This window comes from Bradyrhizobium sp. 45 (assembly GCF_023073155.1).
GTDB lineage: Bacteria > Pseudomonadota > Alphaproteobacteria > Rhizobiales > Xanthobacteraceae > Bradyrhizobium > Bradyrhizobium canariense_D.
In genome coordinates this window covers 1-17417 of record NZ_JADPIX010000079.1, presented here as the reverse complement: position 1 = coordinate 17417, position 17417 = coordinate 1, and the positions used below count along the sequence as shown (strand labels likewise).

17 protein-coding genes and 3 pseudogenes are annotated in these 17417 nt (G+C 60.2%); 14 read left to right on the top strand and 6 right to left on the bottom strand.

Features of this window, described 5'->3' with window-relative positions; translation table 11 throughout:
* The first annotated feature begins 204 nt into the window (after positions 1 to 204).
* Entirely contained in the window at positions 205 to 1233 is a 1029-nt protein-coding gene (locus IVB42_RS13680) for an IS110 family transposase (protein ID WP_247470423.1), read from the top strand.
* Between the two features lie 409 nt (positions 1234 to 1642).
* Here the strand turns inward: IVB42_RS13680 and IVB42_RS13675 are convergent, their stop codons facing one another.
* From IVB42_RS13675 to IVB42_RS13660, 4 genes are all read right to left on the bottom strand, one after another.
* Entirely contained in the window at positions 1643 to 2443 is an 801-nt protein-coding gene (locus tag IVB42_RS13675) for a class I SAM-dependent methyltransferase (RefSeq protein ID WP_247470420.1), read from the bottom strand.
* Between the two features lie 138 nt (positions 2444 to 2581).
* Positions 2582 to 3370: an ABC transporter ATP-binding protein gene (locus IVB42_RS13670; RefSeq protein WP_247470418.1), complete on the bottom strand. Its 789-nt coding sequence runs from the start codon at positions 3368 to 3370 to the stop codon at positions 2582 to 2584.
* Positions 3364 to 4383: an ABC transporter permease subunit gene (locus IVB42_RS13665; protein ID WP_247470416.1), complete on the bottom strand. Its 1020-nt coding sequence runs from the start codon at positions 4381 to 4383 to the stop codon at positions 3364 to 3366. Before IVB42_RS13665 ends, IVB42_RS13670 begins: the two co-directional genes overlap by 7 nt.
* 20 nt (positions 4384 to 4403) lie before the next feature.
* Positions 4404 to 5525 (bottom strand): ABC transporter substrate-binding protein, encoded by a 1122-nt coding sequence (locus IVB42_RS13660; RefSeq protein ID WP_247470415.1) that lies wholly within the window; start codon positions 5523 to 5525, stop codon positions 4404 to 4406.
* Positions 5526 to 6016: 491 nt separating this feature from the next.
* Here IVB42_RS13660 and IVB42_RS13655 point away from each other — a divergent pair, with 491 nt between their 5' ends.
* The 3 genes and pseudogenes from IVB42_RS13655 to IVB42_RS13645 all read left to right on the top strand — a co-directional run.
* Entirely contained in the window at positions 6017 to 6346 is a 330-nt protein-coding gene (locus IVB42_RS13655; protein WP_247470414.1) for a hypothetical protein, read from the top strand.
* Positions 6347 to 6576: 230 nt separating this feature from the next.
* Positions 6577 to 7050 (top strand): annotated as a pseudogene (locus IVB42_RS13650) (adenylate/guanylate cyclase domain-containing protein); the annotation flags it as partial.
* A gap of 661 nt (positions 7051 to 7711) precedes the next feature.
* Positions 7712 to 8522 (top strand): annotated as a pseudogene (locus tag IVB42_RS13645) (IS110 family transposase); the annotation flags it as partial.
* A gap of 245 nt (positions 8523 to 8767) precedes the next feature.
* Here IVB42_RS13645 and IVB42_RS13640 read toward each other — a convergent pair.
* The gene (locus tag IVB42_RS13640) at positions 8768 to 8992 is read right to left on the bottom strand and encodes a hypothetical protein (RefSeq protein WP_247378235.1); all 225 of its coding nucleotides are present in this window, start codon (positions 8990 to 8992) and stop codon (positions 8768 to 8770) included.
* A 116-nt stretch (positions 8993 to 9108) separates the two neighbouring features.
* Here IVB42_RS13640 and IVB42_RS13635 point away from each other — a divergent pair, with 116 nt between their 5' ends.
* Complete coding sequence (locus tag IVB42_RS13635; protein ID WP_247369737.1) at positions 9109 to 9366, top strand: hypothetical protein; 258 nt, start codon at positions 9109 to 9111, stop codon at positions 9364 to 9366.
* Between the two features lie 392 nt (positions 9367 to 9758).
* On the top strand, positions 9759 to 9911 hold the full coding sequence (locus IVB42_RS13630) for a hypothetical protein (RefSeq protein ID WP_247369733.1): 153 nt from the start codon (positions 9759 to 9761) through the stop codon (positions 9909 to 9911).
* Positions 9912 to 11007: 1096 nt separating this feature from the next.
* On the opposite strand, the gene IVB42_RS13625 is transcribed toward IVB42_RS13630, so the two are convergent.
* Positions 11008 to 11757 (bottom strand): outer membrane beta-barrel protein, encoded by a 750-nt coding sequence (locus IVB42_RS13625; RefSeq protein ID WP_247369731.1) that lies wholly within the window; start codon positions 11755 to 11757, stop codon positions 11008 to 11010.
* A gap of 671 nt (positions 11758 to 12428) precedes the next feature.
* Between IVB42_RS13625 and IVB42_RS13620 the strand changes: the two are divergent.
* From IVB42_RS13620 to IVB42_RS13585, 8 genes and pseudogenes are all read left to right on the top strand, one after another.
* Positions 12429 to 12721 (top strand): annotated as a pseudogene (locus IVB42_RS13620) (hypothetical protein).
* A gap of 51 nt (positions 12722 to 12772) precedes the next feature.
* Entirely contained in the window at positions 12773 to 12943 is a 171-nt protein-coding gene (locus tag IVB42_RS13615) for a hypothetical protein (RefSeq protein ID WP_247470413.1), read from the top strand.
* A 766-nt stretch (positions 12944 to 13709) separates the two neighbouring features.
* A complete protein-coding gene (locus IVB42_RS13610) occupies positions 13710 to 13928 on the top strand; it encodes a hypothetical protein (RefSeq protein WP_247470412.1) in 219 nt (72 codons plus the stop codon).
* The gene (locus IVB42_RS13605; RefSeq protein WP_247470411.1) at positions 13925 to 14218 is read left to right on the top strand and encodes a hypothetical protein; all 294 of its coding nucleotides are present in this window, start codon (positions 13925 to 13927) and stop codon (positions 14216 to 14218) included. The genes IVB42_RS13610 and IVB42_RS13605 overlap by 4 nt, the downstream gene beginning before the upstream one ends.
* A gap of 115 nt (positions 14219 to 14333) precedes the next feature.
* Complete coding sequence (locus IVB42_RS13600; protein ID WP_247470410.1) at positions 14334 to 14546, top strand: hypothetical protein; 213 nt, start codon at positions 14334 to 14336, stop codon at positions 14544 to 14546.
* Between the two features lie 305 nt (positions 14547 to 14851).
* Positions 14852 to 15097, top strand: coding sequence for a hypothetical protein (locus tag IVB42_RS13595; protein WP_247470409.1), 246 nt, complete (start codon positions 14852 to 14854; stop codon positions 15095 to 15097).
* Between the two features lie 1054 nt (positions 15098 to 16151).
* Positions 16152 to 16664 (top strand): septal ring lytic transglycosylase RlpA family protein, encoded by a 513-nt coding sequence (locus IVB42_RS13590; protein ID WP_247371458.1) that lies wholly within the window; start codon positions 16152 to 16154, stop codon positions 16662 to 16664.
* 184 nt (positions 16665 to 16848) lie between these two features.
* Positions 16849 to 17088 carry a hypothetical protein gene (locus IVB42_RS13585; protein ID WP_346732220.1) on the top strand — a complete coding sequence of 80 codons (240 nt, stop codon included), beginning with the start codon at positions 16849 to 16851 and terminating at the stop codon, positions 17086 to 17088.
* The last annotated feature ends 329 nt before the right edge of the window (positions 17089 to 17417 follow it).

Here is a 17417-nt window from a genome sequence, read left to right as displayed (position 1 = left end):
AGCGGCCAGGCGCCGCGTTCACAGGCCGAACATATGACCGCACCGTCATCCCTTGTTCAACCAGAGAAAGATCTTGCAGCCCGGGCCGTTCCACATATGAGTCAGAGCCAATATTGCAGACGATGGCGTAATTGCGGTCGGCGCCCGCGGCACGAAGGGTCCGCTATCTTCTAGTCTTCCGCAATCTTACGAATCGGAGGGGCTATGAAGCAGTATGTTGGGCTGGATGTCTCGCAGAAAGAAACGTCAGTATGTGTGGTCGACGAGGTAGGTCAGGTCTTGTTCGAGGGAAAGGCCAAGTCCGACCCCGGGACGCTCACGGCACTGCTTCGCAAGCGAGCTCCACACGCCGAGCGCATTGGTTTTGAGACCGGGGCGATGGCGAGTTGGCTTTGGCACGAGCTTCGTAGGGTTGATCTTCCAGTGGTCTGTATCGACGCTCGGCATGCGCACGCGGCGTTGTCAGTGCGCATGAACAAAAGCGATCAGAACGATGCTCGAGGTCTGGCCGAACTGGTACGGGTTGGGTGGTATCGAGAAGTCAAGGTCAAGAGCGAGGAAAGTCAGAAGATCCGTGCGATACTCGTGGCGAGATCCCGGCTCGTGGCCATTCGTCGAGATATCGAGAACCAGGTCCGCAGTCTCATCAAAGAATACGGCTTGCTGTTCCCCCGTGCGATCGGCCTGCAATTCCGCAATCAGGTTCGCGAGCTATTGGGTGAAGATCATCAGCTCCTCAGTGCGGTCGCGCCGCTTCTGTCGATCCATGAGCAGATCTGCAAGCAACAAGGCACATTCGACAACGAAGTCCGCCAGTTGGCGAAGTCGGATGAGACGACGCGTCGCCTGATGACGGTTCCTGGTGTTGGCGTGGTGACTGCCTTGACGTTCCGCCATACGATCGATGATCCATCGCGCTTCCGATCGGCATCAAGCGTCGGCGCCTATCTGGGTCTTACACCGCGGCGCAGCCAATCTGGCGAAACGGACATCAACGGAAAGATATCCCGATGGGGCGACCGTCTGCTCCGGGCTTACCTGTTCGAGGCGGCGACGGTGCTGCTTTATCGCACCAAGAAATGGTCTTCTCTCAAGGCTTGGGGAATAAAGCTTGCCAAGCGAATTGGCATGAGAAAGGCAAAAGTCGCCATCGCCCGCAAGATCGCCGTGATCCTCCACTGCGTCTGGGTCGATGGCACACCGTTCGATTGGGGTCAGGCGAAGGAAGCCTGATTTTATTTATTAGCTCCTGGTCCGGTTCGCCGGACTGGCGATGTCCCGCTGGGACGGTGGTTGTGACGACCTCGTTCATTCGGCTGGTGGCGGCTTGACCGTACCCCGCTGCAGACGTTGAGGCGTCCGCCCCGGACATCATCATGAGGCGCTGCGCGACCTCGGAAAGGACCATGACCCCAGCGATGGCATCAGGCTCAACGCCGCCAAACCGCAACCGGACTGGCATCGTCATCACCCGCGCTCGCCCTGTCTACGCAATGGCGGGCTCCGACAGGTCGAGCGCTACCGCCTTCAAGAAAGGAGACACCACTTGACATCAAACCGCAATTAAAGGGCCGAATGACATGCGCGGTTGGGTGAACGATTTCGGGTTCAGGACTCGGAAGAGACGGCTTTGACCGTCGAGTTAAGGAACGATGCCACGGCAGGCCCACGCGACGTTTGCAAAGGACCTCGGGCCATCGGGCCGGCCAGCCTCGTAGGCATCGCGGACGGCGGCGTCGGTGTGCGCTCGCTCCGCAGCGTCGAGCGCTGCCACATACTTGCCGAGCGGCCCTTCGCCAGCGGCAATTGGCGCCCAATAGTCGGCAAAGCTTTGGTAGTCCATGCGGATCATCAGTTCCATTTCCGCAATGTCCGCGAGACCCTGTTCGGCAAAAGTCCGTCTCAGTTCGCCCGGCTGCATCATCGGTTGAAAGCAATAGCGACTGCGCAGCTGGCGGCCGCTTTCACCAAGTGCCGCCACCGTGTCGACCATCATGCGCATGCCGGGCATGCCGCCGAGATGATCCCACACCGCTGCCGCGACCACGCCGCCCGACCGAACGACGCGGCACATCTCGGCTACTGCCTTGCCGGCTTCGGGAACGAAGTGGAGCACGAGAAGCGCCAAAGCGCGGTCGAACGTGCCGCCCTCGAAGGGCAGCGCGCAGGCATCCGCCTGTCGGACATTTATTCGCGGGTTTGTGTTGCGCCGGATCACTTCCTCGACGAAGACTAGTGAATAGTCGACCGCGGCAATCTCGGCGAGGTCGGCGGCTTCAGCGAGCGCGAAGGTCAAGCTCCCGGTACCGCAGCCGACGTCGAGAATCCTTTCGCCGTCGGCAACCCCTGCGAAGTCGATGAAAAGCCGCGCGAGTCTTCGGCTCCAGCGGCCCATTAGCTGCTCATAGCCAGCGGCGTTGTGGACGTTGAATTCCGAGGTCATAGAAGGCTCCGTGCGCTCCAAATTGTTAGACTTCAACGGGGTAGCTACCAAGCCGCTAAAGCAATCGCGGCGAGCACGCCGTGCGGCTGCTTTATGATGCGTATGAGAAGATCGGTCAAGGCGAGCTCCTTTTGACGGTTACCATGCCTCATCGAGGCCAAGACGCTCAAACACTTCGCGACGAAGCTCAACGAAATGCGGATCGCCCCGGTGGCGAGGATAGGGCTGGCGGTTGACGACTTCCGCCTTGATCCGTGCAGGTCGGTCGCTCAGCACGATGACGCGGCCGGCGAGCAAGAGCGCCTCCTCGACATCGTGCGTGACGAGCAGCGCCGTGAAACTCGAGCGCTGCCAAAGTGCTACAAGTTCCGCCTGCATCGCGATACGAGTCAGCGAGTCGAGCTGGCCCAAAGGTTCGTCGAGAATGAGCAGCTTCGGGTCGTTTACAAGCGCACGCGCCAGAGCCGCTCGTTGCGCCATACCGCCGGAAAGCTGGTGCGGGTAGGCATTGGCGAAGCCCGTGAGTCCCACTAGGCGCAGCGCGTCTTCGACACGTCCGCGATGGGTGCGGAGCAACCCGCGGGCTTCCAGACCGAGCGCAACGTTGCTCCATACCGTCCGCCACGGATAGAGCGTGGGGTCTTGAAAAACGACGACGCGCGACGGATCGGGTGCTTCGATCTCCCTTCCCTCCGTTAGCAGGGCGCCGGCCGTTGGAGTGTCGAGCCCCGCGACCAGCCGCAGCAAGGTCGATTTTCCGCACCCACTCGGTCCCAGGAGAGCAACAAATTCGCCGCGGTCGACCTGCAAGCTGATGCGATCCAATACTGGCAGCGGCTGCCCTTCGAGATCAAAACGATGGCTCACTTCGCGGAGCGTTAGCGTAGATCCACGGATCGCGTGATCGCTTGCGATCGGCGCTACCATCGCACCAGACCTTTCTGCCAGGATAGCAGGCGGTCCCGCAAGCGGAACAGCAGCGTGATCAGACCGGAGCACAAGAACGCCATGAGCAGCAGCGCGGCGTACATATTGGCATAGGCCGCCCAACCCTGCGCCCATTGCAGATACCAGCCGAGCCCCGCCTTCACACCCAGCATTTCGGCTACGACAAGAACCGCAAACGAGTTGCCGAGACCCATGAACAGGCCAACAAAGACATGTGGCATTGCCGCCGGAATGGCAACCTTGAGCACGAGGAAGCGCTGGGTCGCTCCCAATGTCCGCGCAATATCGTAATAGGCGCTCTTCACGCTGGCCACGCCCGACCAGGTGAGCACGGTGACCGGAAACCCCGTGGCGAGCGCAATCAGGAAAATGCTGGCGCTGAAGCTCGAGGGGAAAACGAAAAATGCGAGCGGCAGCCAAGCTGTCGCGGGCAACGGCCCGATGAACCGCAAAACTGGGTGGATCCAATAGCCGGCGCGCGGCGACCAGCCGATCGCCACGCCGGTTACGAACCCTACCGCCGCGCCGAGAAAATAGCCGGTCGCGAGCAGACGAGCTGAGGCGAAAATGCCTTCAGCCAGCCGCCGCCAATCGTCGATTGCAACTTCGACAATGGCCTGCGGCGGCGGGAAAAACGGCAACGGCAGCAATCCAAACTTTGCTGTGACAGCCTCCCAAGAAGCCAGAAACAGCGCGAGCGCGAACAGCCACGGAGAAAGCCTGTGGAGTCGCTGAAAAGCAACAAAACGAACGCCGGCAAAGGCCGCCAAGGAAAGGGCAAGGGCCAATGCACCGCAGGCAATGGCGAAGCCGCCCGTGTAGGCCCAATCGCTCTCGGGCCTGTCCGGCCAGAACGCAGCAAGCGCGGCAACCATAGACCATGCCGCGGCAGCAGACAGTCCTCCGATTAACGACCGAGTGGTCGAACTTTCAAAAAAGCCGAAACCCGATTTCTCTGATGGCCTCGGCACTTCATCGATGACCGAGCTCACTGCGGATATTCCCAATCGGCTCAGCTTAGAACGTCAAGATAAATCCGGTCGGCGAACTTGGCCGGGTCGGTGCTTCGCTTAATGACGTTCACTGCCCTGAGTTCATCGGTGTAGAGTAGAAGTTGCTTCTTGAGCTCCGCCCCGACGGGATGCCTGTGATGAGTATGGCTGCGATACATAGTGGCGAGATCCTCTAGGGACCCTCTCCCGCCGTACCCCGAATAGATTGCTGCGGCATCGGCGGGATCGCTGGCAACTCGATCTGCCGCTTCCAGTATCGATCGGGTCAGAGCGGCTGCCACCGGCATTTCGCTTCGCGTGAGGCTGCCACGTATTGCGAGAACGCAGCAGGTTCGATCGGCGAATTCACCCGTTAAGTTCGTCGCGATCTCGTTAAGTTTGCCTTCCTTAAGCCAGAGATAGGGCAGCGGATCTATCTCGGCTAGCGCCTGCACTTCGCCCTTATCGACGGCAAGCGCGAGCAGATTGGCCGGGTACTGGCGCCACTCTACCTCTTGGGCCGGATCGATGCCCTTTTTGGCGAGGTAGATCGAAAAGAAGTTCTTCGCTGGGCTCGCTTGATCGCTAATCGCGATAGCCTTGCCGCGCAGGGACTCCAGGCTGTCGATATTCGCAGCCTTGGAGCCGAGGAGCCGGATGCAGCCGCCGTGCACACCGGCGGTGATACGCACGTCGAAACCTTGCTCCAGCGGTTTGAGCCAGCGCAGGGCTAATCCCAAACCGGCATCCGCTTTGCCCGTCGCAATTGCCTCCAACAACTGGTCGGTCGTACCGCCGAAATTGACGAAATCGACATCGAGGTTGTGCTTGGCGAAGATACGCCGTTCCTTTGCGACTGCCGCAGCGACCGTGCAAGCCGCGTTCGCGTTCCAGGCGATCTTTAGTTGGCGGGGTGGGCCCTGCAGCTCTTCAGTGTTCGCCGCGGCGCGGCAAATAAAGTCAGGACTATAAGACAGCGATCCAGTCCCGGATGCCGTCAGCGCGCGAGCCGCTCCGAATCCAAATGGCGCGGCGGCGCCGAGGGTGCAAACCAACGTCAGTACCGAACGGCGGGAGAAGGCGCCCCGCTTCGCTTCGGACGGACCTTTCGTTAAGCTGTTGCCAATTTCGCGCTTTTCCATGTGTCACTCCCAAACTCGCGTGTGAGTGGAATAGAACCGGGTGGCGCTTTGCGGGCCCTTAGCTCGCCTCTCTTCGGGCATCATCTGAGCCCGTCTGCTACACAGGTGTGAAGACGTTCACATTAGCGCAAAACATTGGAGGAAGATAGCCGCGGCAATTAAGGCTCTTGTCAATCGTATTGACCTACTCACGGCACCGTCTGTCGCATGTGATCGCGATCGGCGCGAGTGGATGATCGATATTTCGGTCGTACACACGCGCCAGCATGGAGCCTGCGTTACGCGAATTGAGGGACGCCTATCCAAAGACCATGCAGGATAAGGCTGACTTCTAACGCTGAGTCCAGCGTGCTCTGGAATAGTCGACTTGTCGCAGCAGAACAGAAGCTCCCGGTTAGCTTTGCGCCTTTGACCAGGTCGCTTCCCGCTTCGTTTGCTTGATCGCGGGTTTGCCATCAATGTTGTGCCGGGCATGCTTACAAGGAGGTCACATGATTACCGCCGTTGTACGATACAAGCTGCCGCCGCAGATCGACTACGCCGCGTGTTGCGAGCACTTTCACAAGATCGCACCCAACTTCCGCGAGGTGACGGGGCTGATCAGCAAGCACTTCATCTGGTCCGAAAGCGGCTGGGCGGGCGGCGTGTACCAGTGGGAGCGTATCGAGGACGCTACGGCGTTCTACACCGGGCCGTGGCTCGAGGGCATCATCCAGCGCTACGGCATGAAGCCGCAGATCGATTTTTACGAGGTTTTTGCGATAACAGACAACACGCGCGGCAAGGTTGAGCTGTTCGAGGAGGGCGTTGCCTCCAAATGACCCCAGCAGATCTAGCTCATCTGCCGCACTCGCGCATAGAGGTGGCGGCTGTATGAGAGGATGGCTGCGGAACCCTCACCTCGTCGTAGATCTTGGCTCTTCGCGGATGTGCCGATCAGGCGGGTCCGCGTTTCGCCAAGAACTGCCCTCCCCGAGACCATTCGAACGCGGTACCTAGACAGTCTGTTTCGCTTGAGGGATCATGTAACGTTAGGTGATAGGGCGCCGTCATGGACGTCGGAGGGTGGCTGCGGAGGCTTGGCCTCGAACAATATGAGGCGGCATTCCGCGACAATCAGATTGACGAAACAGTCCTGCCGAGCTTGACGGCCGAGGACTTAAAGGACCTTGGGGTCGGACTTGTAGGGCATCGCCGTAAGCTGCTCAACGCTATCGAGAGGTTGCACTCCGAGGGAGGAGCACCAACGACAATAGTCGACACTCCACTGGTAAGGGACAAAGCTGCCAAGGATACGGCCGAGCGCCGCCAGGTCACCGTGATTTTTTCGGACCTTGTCGGTTCGACGTCGCTCTCCGCACGTTTGGACCCAGAGGATCTGCGTGAGATCATTTCGGCCTATCAGACGTGTGTTGCCCGTGCTGTGCGCCGGTTCGAAGGATTCGTTGCAAAGTACATGGGCGACGGCGTGCTGATCTACTTCGGCTATCCGAAGGCACACGAGGACGACGCCGAGCGAGCCGTATCCGCCGCGCGTGAGCCGAGACAAGCAGCCAAAGGTGGAGGCGGCACCGAGACGCGCGCGCGAGATTGCGTGGAAAGCGCAAACCAGATTGTGCGGACGCTTCCGCTCACTTGAGCGGAAGGGCAAGCGGCGAACCGCAATCGTCACGGCGATTGCCCGAGAGCTATCCGCCTTCATTTGGGCAATCAATCGCGAGCTCATGCCACCTCGACAGGCGTAGCGTCGTTGCGGGCTGTGGACCGCTCGAGTCGTGAGGTGCGCTCGACCGGCCCACAGCCCCCTTTATTGCAATCAGGATCAGGGGTAGTCGCAGACATCAATCGTGCAGAGGTGAAGGTGGGACCACGGCAGGGGAAATCCTGAAACCCATTATGTGGCCGATCATCCGATCGACGCCTGACGCTAGAGCAGGGACAGCCCCAGACGAAAAAACGGAAATGCGGTATCCAACCCGCGCATCAGAGCCTGTTCACCGACGTCTTTGGGTTCCGCCTTCTCCTCTGCACGATCTATCGGTGCAAGAACTTCACGATAAGCCTCGTGGAGATGGGAAACCGTGCGTTGTGTGCTTGACTGGGGACATCAGAATGGGATGGTCCGGCCGTGCTCCTGCCCCGCCAGCGATAAGCTGGCTAGGGACGCCAAAGACAAGGAGCACGCCATGTCCCAGATACGCAATACCGCGATCGCCGATATCGGCAAGAACTCGTTCCACGTCGTGGGCCACGATGCACGCGGCGCCATCGTGCTGCGGCAAAAGTGGTCGCGTGGCCAAGTGGAAGTGCGGCTCGCCAACATACCGCCTTGCCTGATCGGCGTCGGCGCACATCACCTGAGCTGCAAACTCGCATCGCTTGGTCATGATGCTAGGTTGATGCCGGCCAAATATGTTCGTCCCTATAGCAAGGGACAGAAGAACGACTTCAATGATGCCGAAGCGATTGCCGAAGCCGTGCAGCGCCCGACGATGAAGTTCGTGGTGACCAAGACCGCAGAGCAACTGGATCTGCAGGCGCTGCATCGGGTGCGCGAACCGCTGGTTTCACAACGCACCGGCATCATCAACCAGATTCGGGCCTTCATGCTGGAACGGGGGATCGTCGTGCGCCAGGGTATCGGCTTCCTGCGCACGGAACTGCCCACCATCCTTGCGACGCGCACCGATGCCCTGTCGCCACGCCTGTTGCGTGTCATCGAGGAGTTGGCAGGCGACTGGCGCCGGCTGGATCAGGTATCGATAGCCTATCCGGCGAGATCGAAGCCCTGGCCGTCAAGATCAGGCATGTTCGCGCCCGATGGCGGTGCCTGCCATCGGGCCGATCATTTCGAGCGCCATGGTGGCTGCGATCGGCACTGGAGACGTCTTCTCCAAAGGCCGCGACTTCGGCGCCTGGCTCGGACTGGTGCCCCCGCAGATCTCGACGGGAGACCGCACGATCCTCGGCAAAATCTTGAGGCGCGGCAATCGCTACCAGCGCGCTCTGTCGGAAAAGGGGCCGACGACATCGTCTGCCATATCCCGAAGTTGAGTTACCTATTGGCGTGATAGTACCGCGGGCATTATCCGCCGCGCTCGCTCAAGACTCTCGATCAGAACGGACACCAATTTCGGTCCGATCGGCACAAGGAAAGTTTCCCCGGTGTCGAGCTCCAACTGAAAAGCAACGTCTGGGTCTGGGCGTTCTTTAAGACGTCGATCCGTCGGACTTTTAGCTCCTCATTTCTGCTTCGCGGGGGCCTGGGCGTTTGAATCGCTCGGGTTCTGCTGCTTGTTGGCCTCATGATGGCCTATGGCACATCCGGCCGCAGCTCCGACCTTACCATGGCCTGCCAGGTGCCCAGCGACACCCCCAACAATCGCACCCTTTATGCAGCCTTTCGCCTCCGCCGGAGAGACCGCGGCGAGGCCCAACAAGCAGACGGAAGCAACGAGCAATTTCATGACGTCCTCCATTCGGTTCACTGCCCAACTCGCTTTGATGACCAGTTGTTCCCCTGCGTAAACCCGCGATTTCGATCGGCCCGAAACTAGCTGCGATGGGCGATCGCAGTTGCAAAATGCCAAAGCCGCTGGATACGATCACCCGAGTGTCCGTGCCGGGTAGCTGCGACGGGTTGGCCATGGGGCAGAAGGAACAGCAATTGGAGGCTGATCGCGCTTGGCAGGAGGCTGAGGCTGCGCTTGCGGAAGCGCGCAACTTTCCTGCCGGATCCGAGCGCCACGAGGCTTTGAAACGCGCGGGCCGCCTTAGACTGGAGGCCGAACGTTTGCGGCAAGCCGCGAGTGCTGAGCCGCCGGAATTCGATCGTTCGTGAATGCTCCGGCGCTTGGGGGCAAGCCCTATTGCTTGGTCCGTCTAATTCGCGCCGATGCCGCTGGGGCCATGAGGCAGGTTTGCTGGCAGAGGGCACCCATTCGACCCACTCGCCGGGTTTGAATTGGAGGAGGTGAAGTGCTCGCGCACCAACGCCGGCACGAAAAATGATCTCGCTCGCCGCGATGCAACCCGAGGGCCAGGCGCCAATATTCGCGTGCGCCGCCGCAGCCCTCCCCCACTCTGTCGAAAGGCAATTATCCGGCAGCGCCTATCTCGGCGAGTACCTGAAAGAGGGGCCCGGTGCTCGTTTCGCGCGCCTCTCCCGGCTTAGCCGCCGCCGCGTCCTTTTCGACGTCGGTCGCTTCGCGAAGCTCCGAATAATTGACGCAGATGGCGAACGGAGGCGGCGCCGAGGTTCTGGAAGCTCAGCAGATCGGCATCGGCCATGTTCCGTACCTCGCCGACGGTCTTGACGCCCTCGATCTCGAGCGCATTGCGAAGACGGGACGGCAAGTCAATTTGATCAAGAGGGGTTTCGTCTGAAAAATGAGGCACAACCGGCATTTGGTGCGACGAAGATAGCTCGCATGTGAATAGGCTCAAAACCTGACGACAGCCTTACCGCTGCGTCTCCCTCGCCGCGGCCTCTAGCATAGCCGCCTTCCGGGCGTGCAGGTAATCCTGGTAGCGGATGGTTGGGTGAACCTTCCGGGCGGCCTTGAAGGCCGCGTTGAACTCGAATAGTTCGCCGCCTCCATCTTCTCGATCGCCGCGTTGAAGGCCGCGACCGCGGCGCGAGGGCGCTCAACGTCCGTGTGGTGCTTGGTGAGGCCGACGCAGAGCCCGGCCGCCATCCTCGAGCTTGCGCGGGATGGCTTCGGGCTTGCCTGGACGGACTGCTTCAATCGTACAGTGATAGCTGCGGCGGAAGTGACGCTGCGGATGCAGCAATCGACGATGCGGCCCGGCTGGTCCTCGACGGTCGCGACGGTCGCCGCGCCGATATGCCCGGCCCCTCGATCCAGATCGCCGCGACGCCGGCGGCGCGAAGGTGATAGTCAGCCAGATCGTCGTCGTGGCGAGCCTTGCCCATGTCGCGCAATAGGATCCGTGATTTGCGTCGATCGCTTCAAGCCCGCCTCGGCGTTTTTTCCCTAATGCGGCGAGCATGCATGGCCGCTGCCAGAATACCGACAGCTCCGACCATGATGATGATCCAGGCCCCGCGTCCCAAAGAAGCACGTCGGTCATCGTCACTCCTCCTGGTCTACGCCGACCAGCGCTCCCGCGCCGTCCGTCCCCTACTCCCGCGACGCCCCTTGCGATCATTGATGCGACGTTGCGGCGTGTTGGCAAGGCGCGGGAGAACGCTCGCCGACGGGTGCTCGATCAGCTCGTCAAGCATCGGCTCGTGCTCGGCTGGCGGATGCTCCAGGGCGGCGAGGAAGGCCCTGCCCGCGCACTTAGGCTGAACCAGGCAACCCCTTACAATCAAACTCGGCTTGACGTGGGAGTACTCACACCGCCCCGTTCAGCCTGTTCAAGAACTCAGGCGCAATCAGAAAGAGCGGATTATCAAGAAAAAGCCCGACCGTTGTTGCGGCCGGGCCAGTTTACTGGAACGGGAGAGCTGAACGGTTTAGTACCGTCCGATGGAAGGGCCGCCGAACTTGTAGTTGACGCGAACCGTGACGAGATCGACGTCCTGACGAATGCGATCCGCACCGAATGCTAGGCCCGCGGGGCCCGTGAAAGTGAGGGTACGATCCTGCATGAACAGATGATCGTATTCGACACCAGCCGACCAGCCGGGGGCAAAGCCGTATTCCAGGCCCACCCCAACCGTGCCGCCCCAACGGGTGTCATCGCCGGTGGTGGCAAGCACAGCGCCAGTCGCAGTCGAATAGATCCGGTTGCGATTATCGGTCACGGCAGCACCGCCCTTGACGTAGAACAGGACGTTGTTGGTGGCCCAGCCGAGCTGACCTGTGAACAGACCAAACGCATTGATCCGTGAATCGTTGCGGAAGCCCGGTCCGAACAGGGTGCTCAGGTTGTTGCCGCGCAGGTCCGCCCAGTCGCCCTGCGCTTCCAGGCCGAACACCCAGGTGCCGGTCTGCCAGCGATAGCCAACCTGACCACCCGCAACACCGCCGGTTGCATCGTGCGAACCCTCGGGGCCCACCAGGAAGGGCGCAACCGAATCCCAGCTGTTGCGGCTTGAGCCCCAACCGCCGTTGGCGCCGATGTAGAAGCCGCTCCAGTCGTAAATAGCGGCGACCATCGGAGGCGCCTTGGTGTAGGGACGCGCTGCCATATCCGCCGCGCTGGCGGGAGCCGATAGGCCGAGAGCCAGTGCCCCGGCCGCAGTCAGTAGAAGTTTTCTCACGAGTGTCTCCCCAGGAAGAAGTTGAAAGCACGACTTGTTCACCCACTGCCGCGCAGACCTTACTTTTTCCCTTGCTTATTGCTGTAGCTAGCCTGCAACACTCAGTGAATATCGGAATGGAATAGGTCATGTAAATTAACCACTTAAGTTCCCCAAGTCGGCGGAACCTCATAAGGTTCCGATCTTGCGTAGTGGAAACGCAGAGCCCTCCGGGCGCCCGTAGTCCGGCGCTCCACCGTCAACCGCAGTAGCAACAGTGGCGGACCATTCAGGGCTTGGCAGTTGTAGTGCTCTCACGCTCGCCGCTGGCTTTCGCGCCCTGTCGATCGCGCGCTGCGACAAGCGCTTGCTTGAGCTTCATCTGCTGATCGGGAGTCATAGCGGGGCCGCGCCTCAGGGGCACATCTTCTACGGCGGAATAATGGAGGGCTGGAGCCTGGGCCGGTGCCTGCGCTCGTGCGTCCATCAATGAAGAGCCGGTACTCGAAGTGGCGCACCCTCCTAGCCCGACGCCGGATGCAAGCAACGCGGCAACCGCAGCAATCAACCTGCAATTCTTCCAACCATATGCGGCACGCATGGGGCTCGTTCGACCAGCAATGCGGGGCAATTAAGGCTAGCGTCCACCGGAACGCGCCGCTTGGGCCCGCCAGCGTGAACCGGAATCTTTCCTGGATGATCTCGGCGCCAGGGCGGCTGCGGTAGGCGCGAGACCGACGAGGAGCACACCGAGTTCGGAACGATCATCCGCGACCCGCTCTTAGGCCAGTACGCCTATCCGGTTCGGATCGTGGCTTTCAGCCGCATTGAGGGGTGGCCCCGCGACGCGACCAGCGAGGTCGCAGATGAGCTGGCGGAACGCGCCGCCGCCGAGATCACGCCCGCCTTGCGGGCCTTCATCGAAGCGAATGCTACCAAGCCCTTTGCCGTCCAACTCGCGCTTCCATTACCCGGAGCTGCTTGAGCATGGCGCGCCTCGCCCCGCCAAGCGGATCAGCAGAGCTACGACCTCGCCATGATGGCATTGGCCGACTACCTCACGCGCGAGCGAGACGCGGCGGAGACCATCGACCCGCTCATCCGCATTCTCGATCGGGACAGCCTGCGCGAGGCCATCACCGAGGTTTTGGTCGACGCGCGGGTGCACCCGAGGCCGAGAACGGATGCGCCGAAGGCTAAGCGATGAACTGCGTCGCTTGCGAAGACACCGGTAGGATATGGAAGCTATCTGCCGCGAGCTGGCCCAGGCGACGACCGATCCCCTCGAGCGGGCCGCGCTGCACGAGATCGCAGAGAACTACAGCAAGAAGGCCGCTAACTGAGGCGGCCTTACTTCTAGGTGTTCCGCTTATAAATACACGCGCAAGGAACAAACGAAGATTTATTAGAATCACAATCTGTTCTCGCCCGGAGAACAGCGGGCCCGCCAGCGTGAACCGGCCGCCTGACGCGAGCGTGCCACACGCACGACAAGCAGAAGGGCACCGCAGCGCTGAGCTTCAGGAACGTATCGCGTCAATCGCGTGGGCAATCAGGATTGCAACGCTGACCGCGATTACGATTACGAGCAGCCAAGTGATCACGTTCGTCTCCACTGATGGAGTTGAACGCGCTCAACCGTGCACAGTCAAAAACAACCGGCCAAAAAGCTTAATTCGGCGCTGGGCTGAGGATTAATGGCAACTCTTGCGTCCGCAGTCGGCCCTATCGGCGGAAGGCCTGTAGGAGAAGAACACCAACAACGCACGCCGCGAGCAGGAGTAAGAAAGTACCCACGGCAGCCCCCAATCGTTAGGGATTTGCACGGAAACTTACATCATCCGGGGGCGAGCCCAAGCTGTCCAGGCGCTTATCGTCGCTTCTTTCCAAGAAGAATGGCCCGGTGAACCGGCGCCGACCTAAAAAGCGGCCTCAGGATGAACCCGAGGCCGAAAAGGCAATTGCTTAGACCGATGGCGCCCACCCCCGTCCGCATCCGCAAGCACGAGGCTGTGCCCCAGACCGGCAGCTACGAAGTCTGCTTCGCCGATGGTCGGGCGAGCGTCTATTTCTACTGGGACGATATGCCGGGACGGCGGCTCGCGCCGAACCTGTTGACCGGGGCAGAAGCGCTTGAGCAGGCCCGGGCACTCGCAAGAGCGGAGCTCGCCCGCTATCGAAAGACGAAATGACCAAAGGCTGGCGGCGCCCCTTCGAGGATCCGGTCAGGATTGACGATCGCTCTCTGCTGACGCTAACTCGACGCCGGCGAGTACATTGCCCCTTGCCGAAGAAAGAGCACGCGGCGCCGGAATGGCAAGCGGCGATGCAAGCGCTGATCCTGGTAGCGGAAGGCGGCGGACCGACGATGTTTGCCCGGATCGGGATCATGAGGGCACTGAAGCGACAACATGTCCCGGAGTTCAACCCGAAGGGGAAAGAACCGCATTGGGACCGGCGCAAGCTGAAAAGGGATCAATGATCTCCGCGGGGGATTCCGCCTCGATTGCCGCTTGTTCCCGCCCTCGGCCACATGATTTTCATCTTTTGTCGGCATCAATTATCCATACTGCATCACCATTTGAGGACAGCATTTGATGGCCAAGGAAAATTGCCTGATCGTTCGTGCCGCCGGGAGACAACTTGATCTGCTCCGCGGAGAAGCGTCGCGCATTGCAGAAGGACAAAAAATCGACTGGTGGATCGATCGCGCGGACATTGGGGCGCGCTTTTGCTTTGAAGATTCGGAGGCAAAGAAGACTTTTGAGACCGCGTGCGAGAACCTCGGCGTTCAATACCAGGAGGTCTAGGGAGGCCCCGGGCCGTTTCAAGGGGGAATCCGCAGGCTTCCGCATCGCTGCGGCGCCTGCGGTCGGCGCTGCTCTGTTCCGCACGATCAGTTCAGCCCCAAGGCGGTCAGGGGGGCTTTGGGATGCAAGTGGGCCCGCGCCATTGCCAAGATTTCCCGGAAAGATTGGGGCCCCGCTAGCGTGAGCCGGCGACCCCGTAAATTCCCAAGGCGACAGTAGCCGGCCCATTCCTTAGTCGGGACTCGACGCCGCGGTCTAGCTGTGGTTGCGTGCGGCGCTTTATAAAACCATTTGGGGGACTGGGAATGAAACGACTCGTTCTGACCGTCGCAGTAACGCTCGCCGCAACCACAGCACACGCGCAATATCTCAGCGGCACTGGCTCGAACCCGAGCACGCACACTTCGTCGGGCTACACCCGTAGCATCGGCACCTATGTGGCTCCGTACGTCGCGACCAATCCGAACGGCACGCAGCGGGACAACTTCGGCACCAGCGGAAACGCGAATCCCTACACCGGCGCCACCGGTCATCGGACACCGCGTTACTGATCGCAGCTATCAATGAGCGGTCAAGGCATCGCGTCATGGGGTTGGGCAATATACGATACTGCCCACTTCGCAGCGAACAAGCTTCTGCCGTATGCGCCTCTGATCACGCCATGTGTTGCCATCGTTGTTGGGGGCATAGCGTTCTATTCGATACATGTCACGAGGACGATTGCACGCAGGAGAGCTACGATCGACTTCTTTCTCAAGACAGAGGCGGATAGCTCGATCGTGAAACTGTTCCAAGCATTCGATGATCATGTGGAAGCTGTAAGCAAACAGATCAACGGGGGGAAGCTCTCAAGGAAGTTGTAAAGGGCGATGAATATAAGACAGTGCATGCGTGCCTGAACATTCATGAGCTCATTGCAGTTGGAATCGCCAACAAGGTGTTCGACGAGAAGGTTGCCTACCATTACTGGTCCGGCGCTCTCGTCGGGCATTGTAAGGACGCCAGCAAGATTATTGATTTCAGTCGCACTGATCCGGATGACCTTTCCGCCTATATTTCGATGCCAGACTTGAACAAGCGATGGAAGAAGAAGCTGGATGGTTGGTCCCTTCGGCAACGGAAACAAAAGCCGCCTGCTATCGTAGTGGCAGGTCCGATTACGCCCGCAGCCCCAGAGGGAAGTGCGCAGGCCCCAGCAGATACGCCATCACGCACAGTCACCTAATTGCACCCGCCAGTGGGAACCGGCGTTGCTGGCGCGCAAAAAGAAAAACCCGCCGACCTTATCAGCCGGCGGAGTTTAATTGAGATTGTTGGCAATCGGCGGGCACCGATCACTGGATTGGGTTAGAAGAGTCGCCAACATAGCGCTAACCCGGCGGGCCCTTGTTTCATGACCTGAGCCTCCGGCGGTGCATCATCAGCGGCTACCGGTCACGCTTCTAGCGGGCTATCTGCTTGCTGCGCTGCGTCTAGGTTCCGCCGTGCGAGACATTGCAGAAACATCGGTATGAAATCACCTCTCCGCATATGAATCCCGGATGTCCCGGAACGCGCCTTACGAGTTTGCATTGTTTCTCTGTGTGAGTTGTGGCGAGGTCGATCATGCGTCCGCTTTCTGGAATGATCGTGATTGCAACGGTCTCGACTTTGACGGGGCTTCACGCGACCCCTGCTGTCGGGCAAACATTCAATGACAGATGGTCTATCATCCCAAAGGCTCAAGCGGAGCCCGCTCCTGAAGGGCTCGATCAGATAAAGAAGGATGAGCCGCAAACGCAACCTCCGAACGGAGAAGAGTCCTTGAAAGATCGTTCAGGCGGTCAATCTTTCAATCGAGCCATTTCCGGAAAAGCCTCGTACTATTCGTATGCCAAAGGGAAGACAGCGAGCGGTTCATCATTTGATCGGAATCTACTAACCGCGGCGCACCGCCGTCTGCCGTTCGGCACGAGAGTCCGCGTCATTGATCTTGAGACGAATAAGTCGGTGGTGGTTCGTATCACCGACCGCGGACCCTGGGTCCGTGGCCGTGTCCTCGACCTCTCGCTGGCCGCTGCGCGCAGCTTGGGGATTACGAAACGTGGCGTGGCTCAGGTTCGTGCTGAGGTGTTGTAGCAGACGTCCATTGCCCCGAGAAAACACGCAACCGCCGCCCACGCGCCCTTGCGTCAACAGTCCGGCTTTTGGCAAGAAACCAATGTGCCGTGTCTCTAAAGAACCTGACGCTATCGCGGCCCTCGTATCCGCCCTCAGGCTCGTCCACGGTGACGAAGTCGCGCGAACCTTGCTCCAGGAAGGTATGAGCCTTGCCACGCTGATGGAAACGATGTTCTCCGCGCCGATAGCACATCGCGATGCCGTTCGATACGTCGCGACTGCCTTAGATGACTTCGCCATTACACCAGAACTCGGCCCTGTCTGGCATCTTCGCTACTTGTATGATGACCAGCCCGGCTCATTTCGCGTCGTCGATATCGAGATAGCCACGCCGGCCGGTACGTTGTCCAGCAACGACCTTTGGCTTCGGCTGCCCGTCTAACTAGCTCGCAACGTCTGCAACGTGGACCGTGCTGTCGACGACTAGCGAGGCTCCGTGCCTCCTTGACGGCCTTGTAGGTCTTGATCTTGCCGGCTGGTAGCTCCTGGAGTCTGCGAGTAGCGCGAGGCGCGTAACTTAGCGATAATGTCGTCCGACTCAGGCAGAGCGCGGGCGAGCACGCCCAAACCAGTGCGAGGGGTGTGTTTCGGCATGGAATAAGGGCTCTGACTCATATGTGGAACGGCCCGGGCTGCAAGATCTTTCTCTGGTTGAACAAGGGATGACGGTGCGGTCATATGTTCGGCCTGTGAACGCGGCGCCTGGCCGCT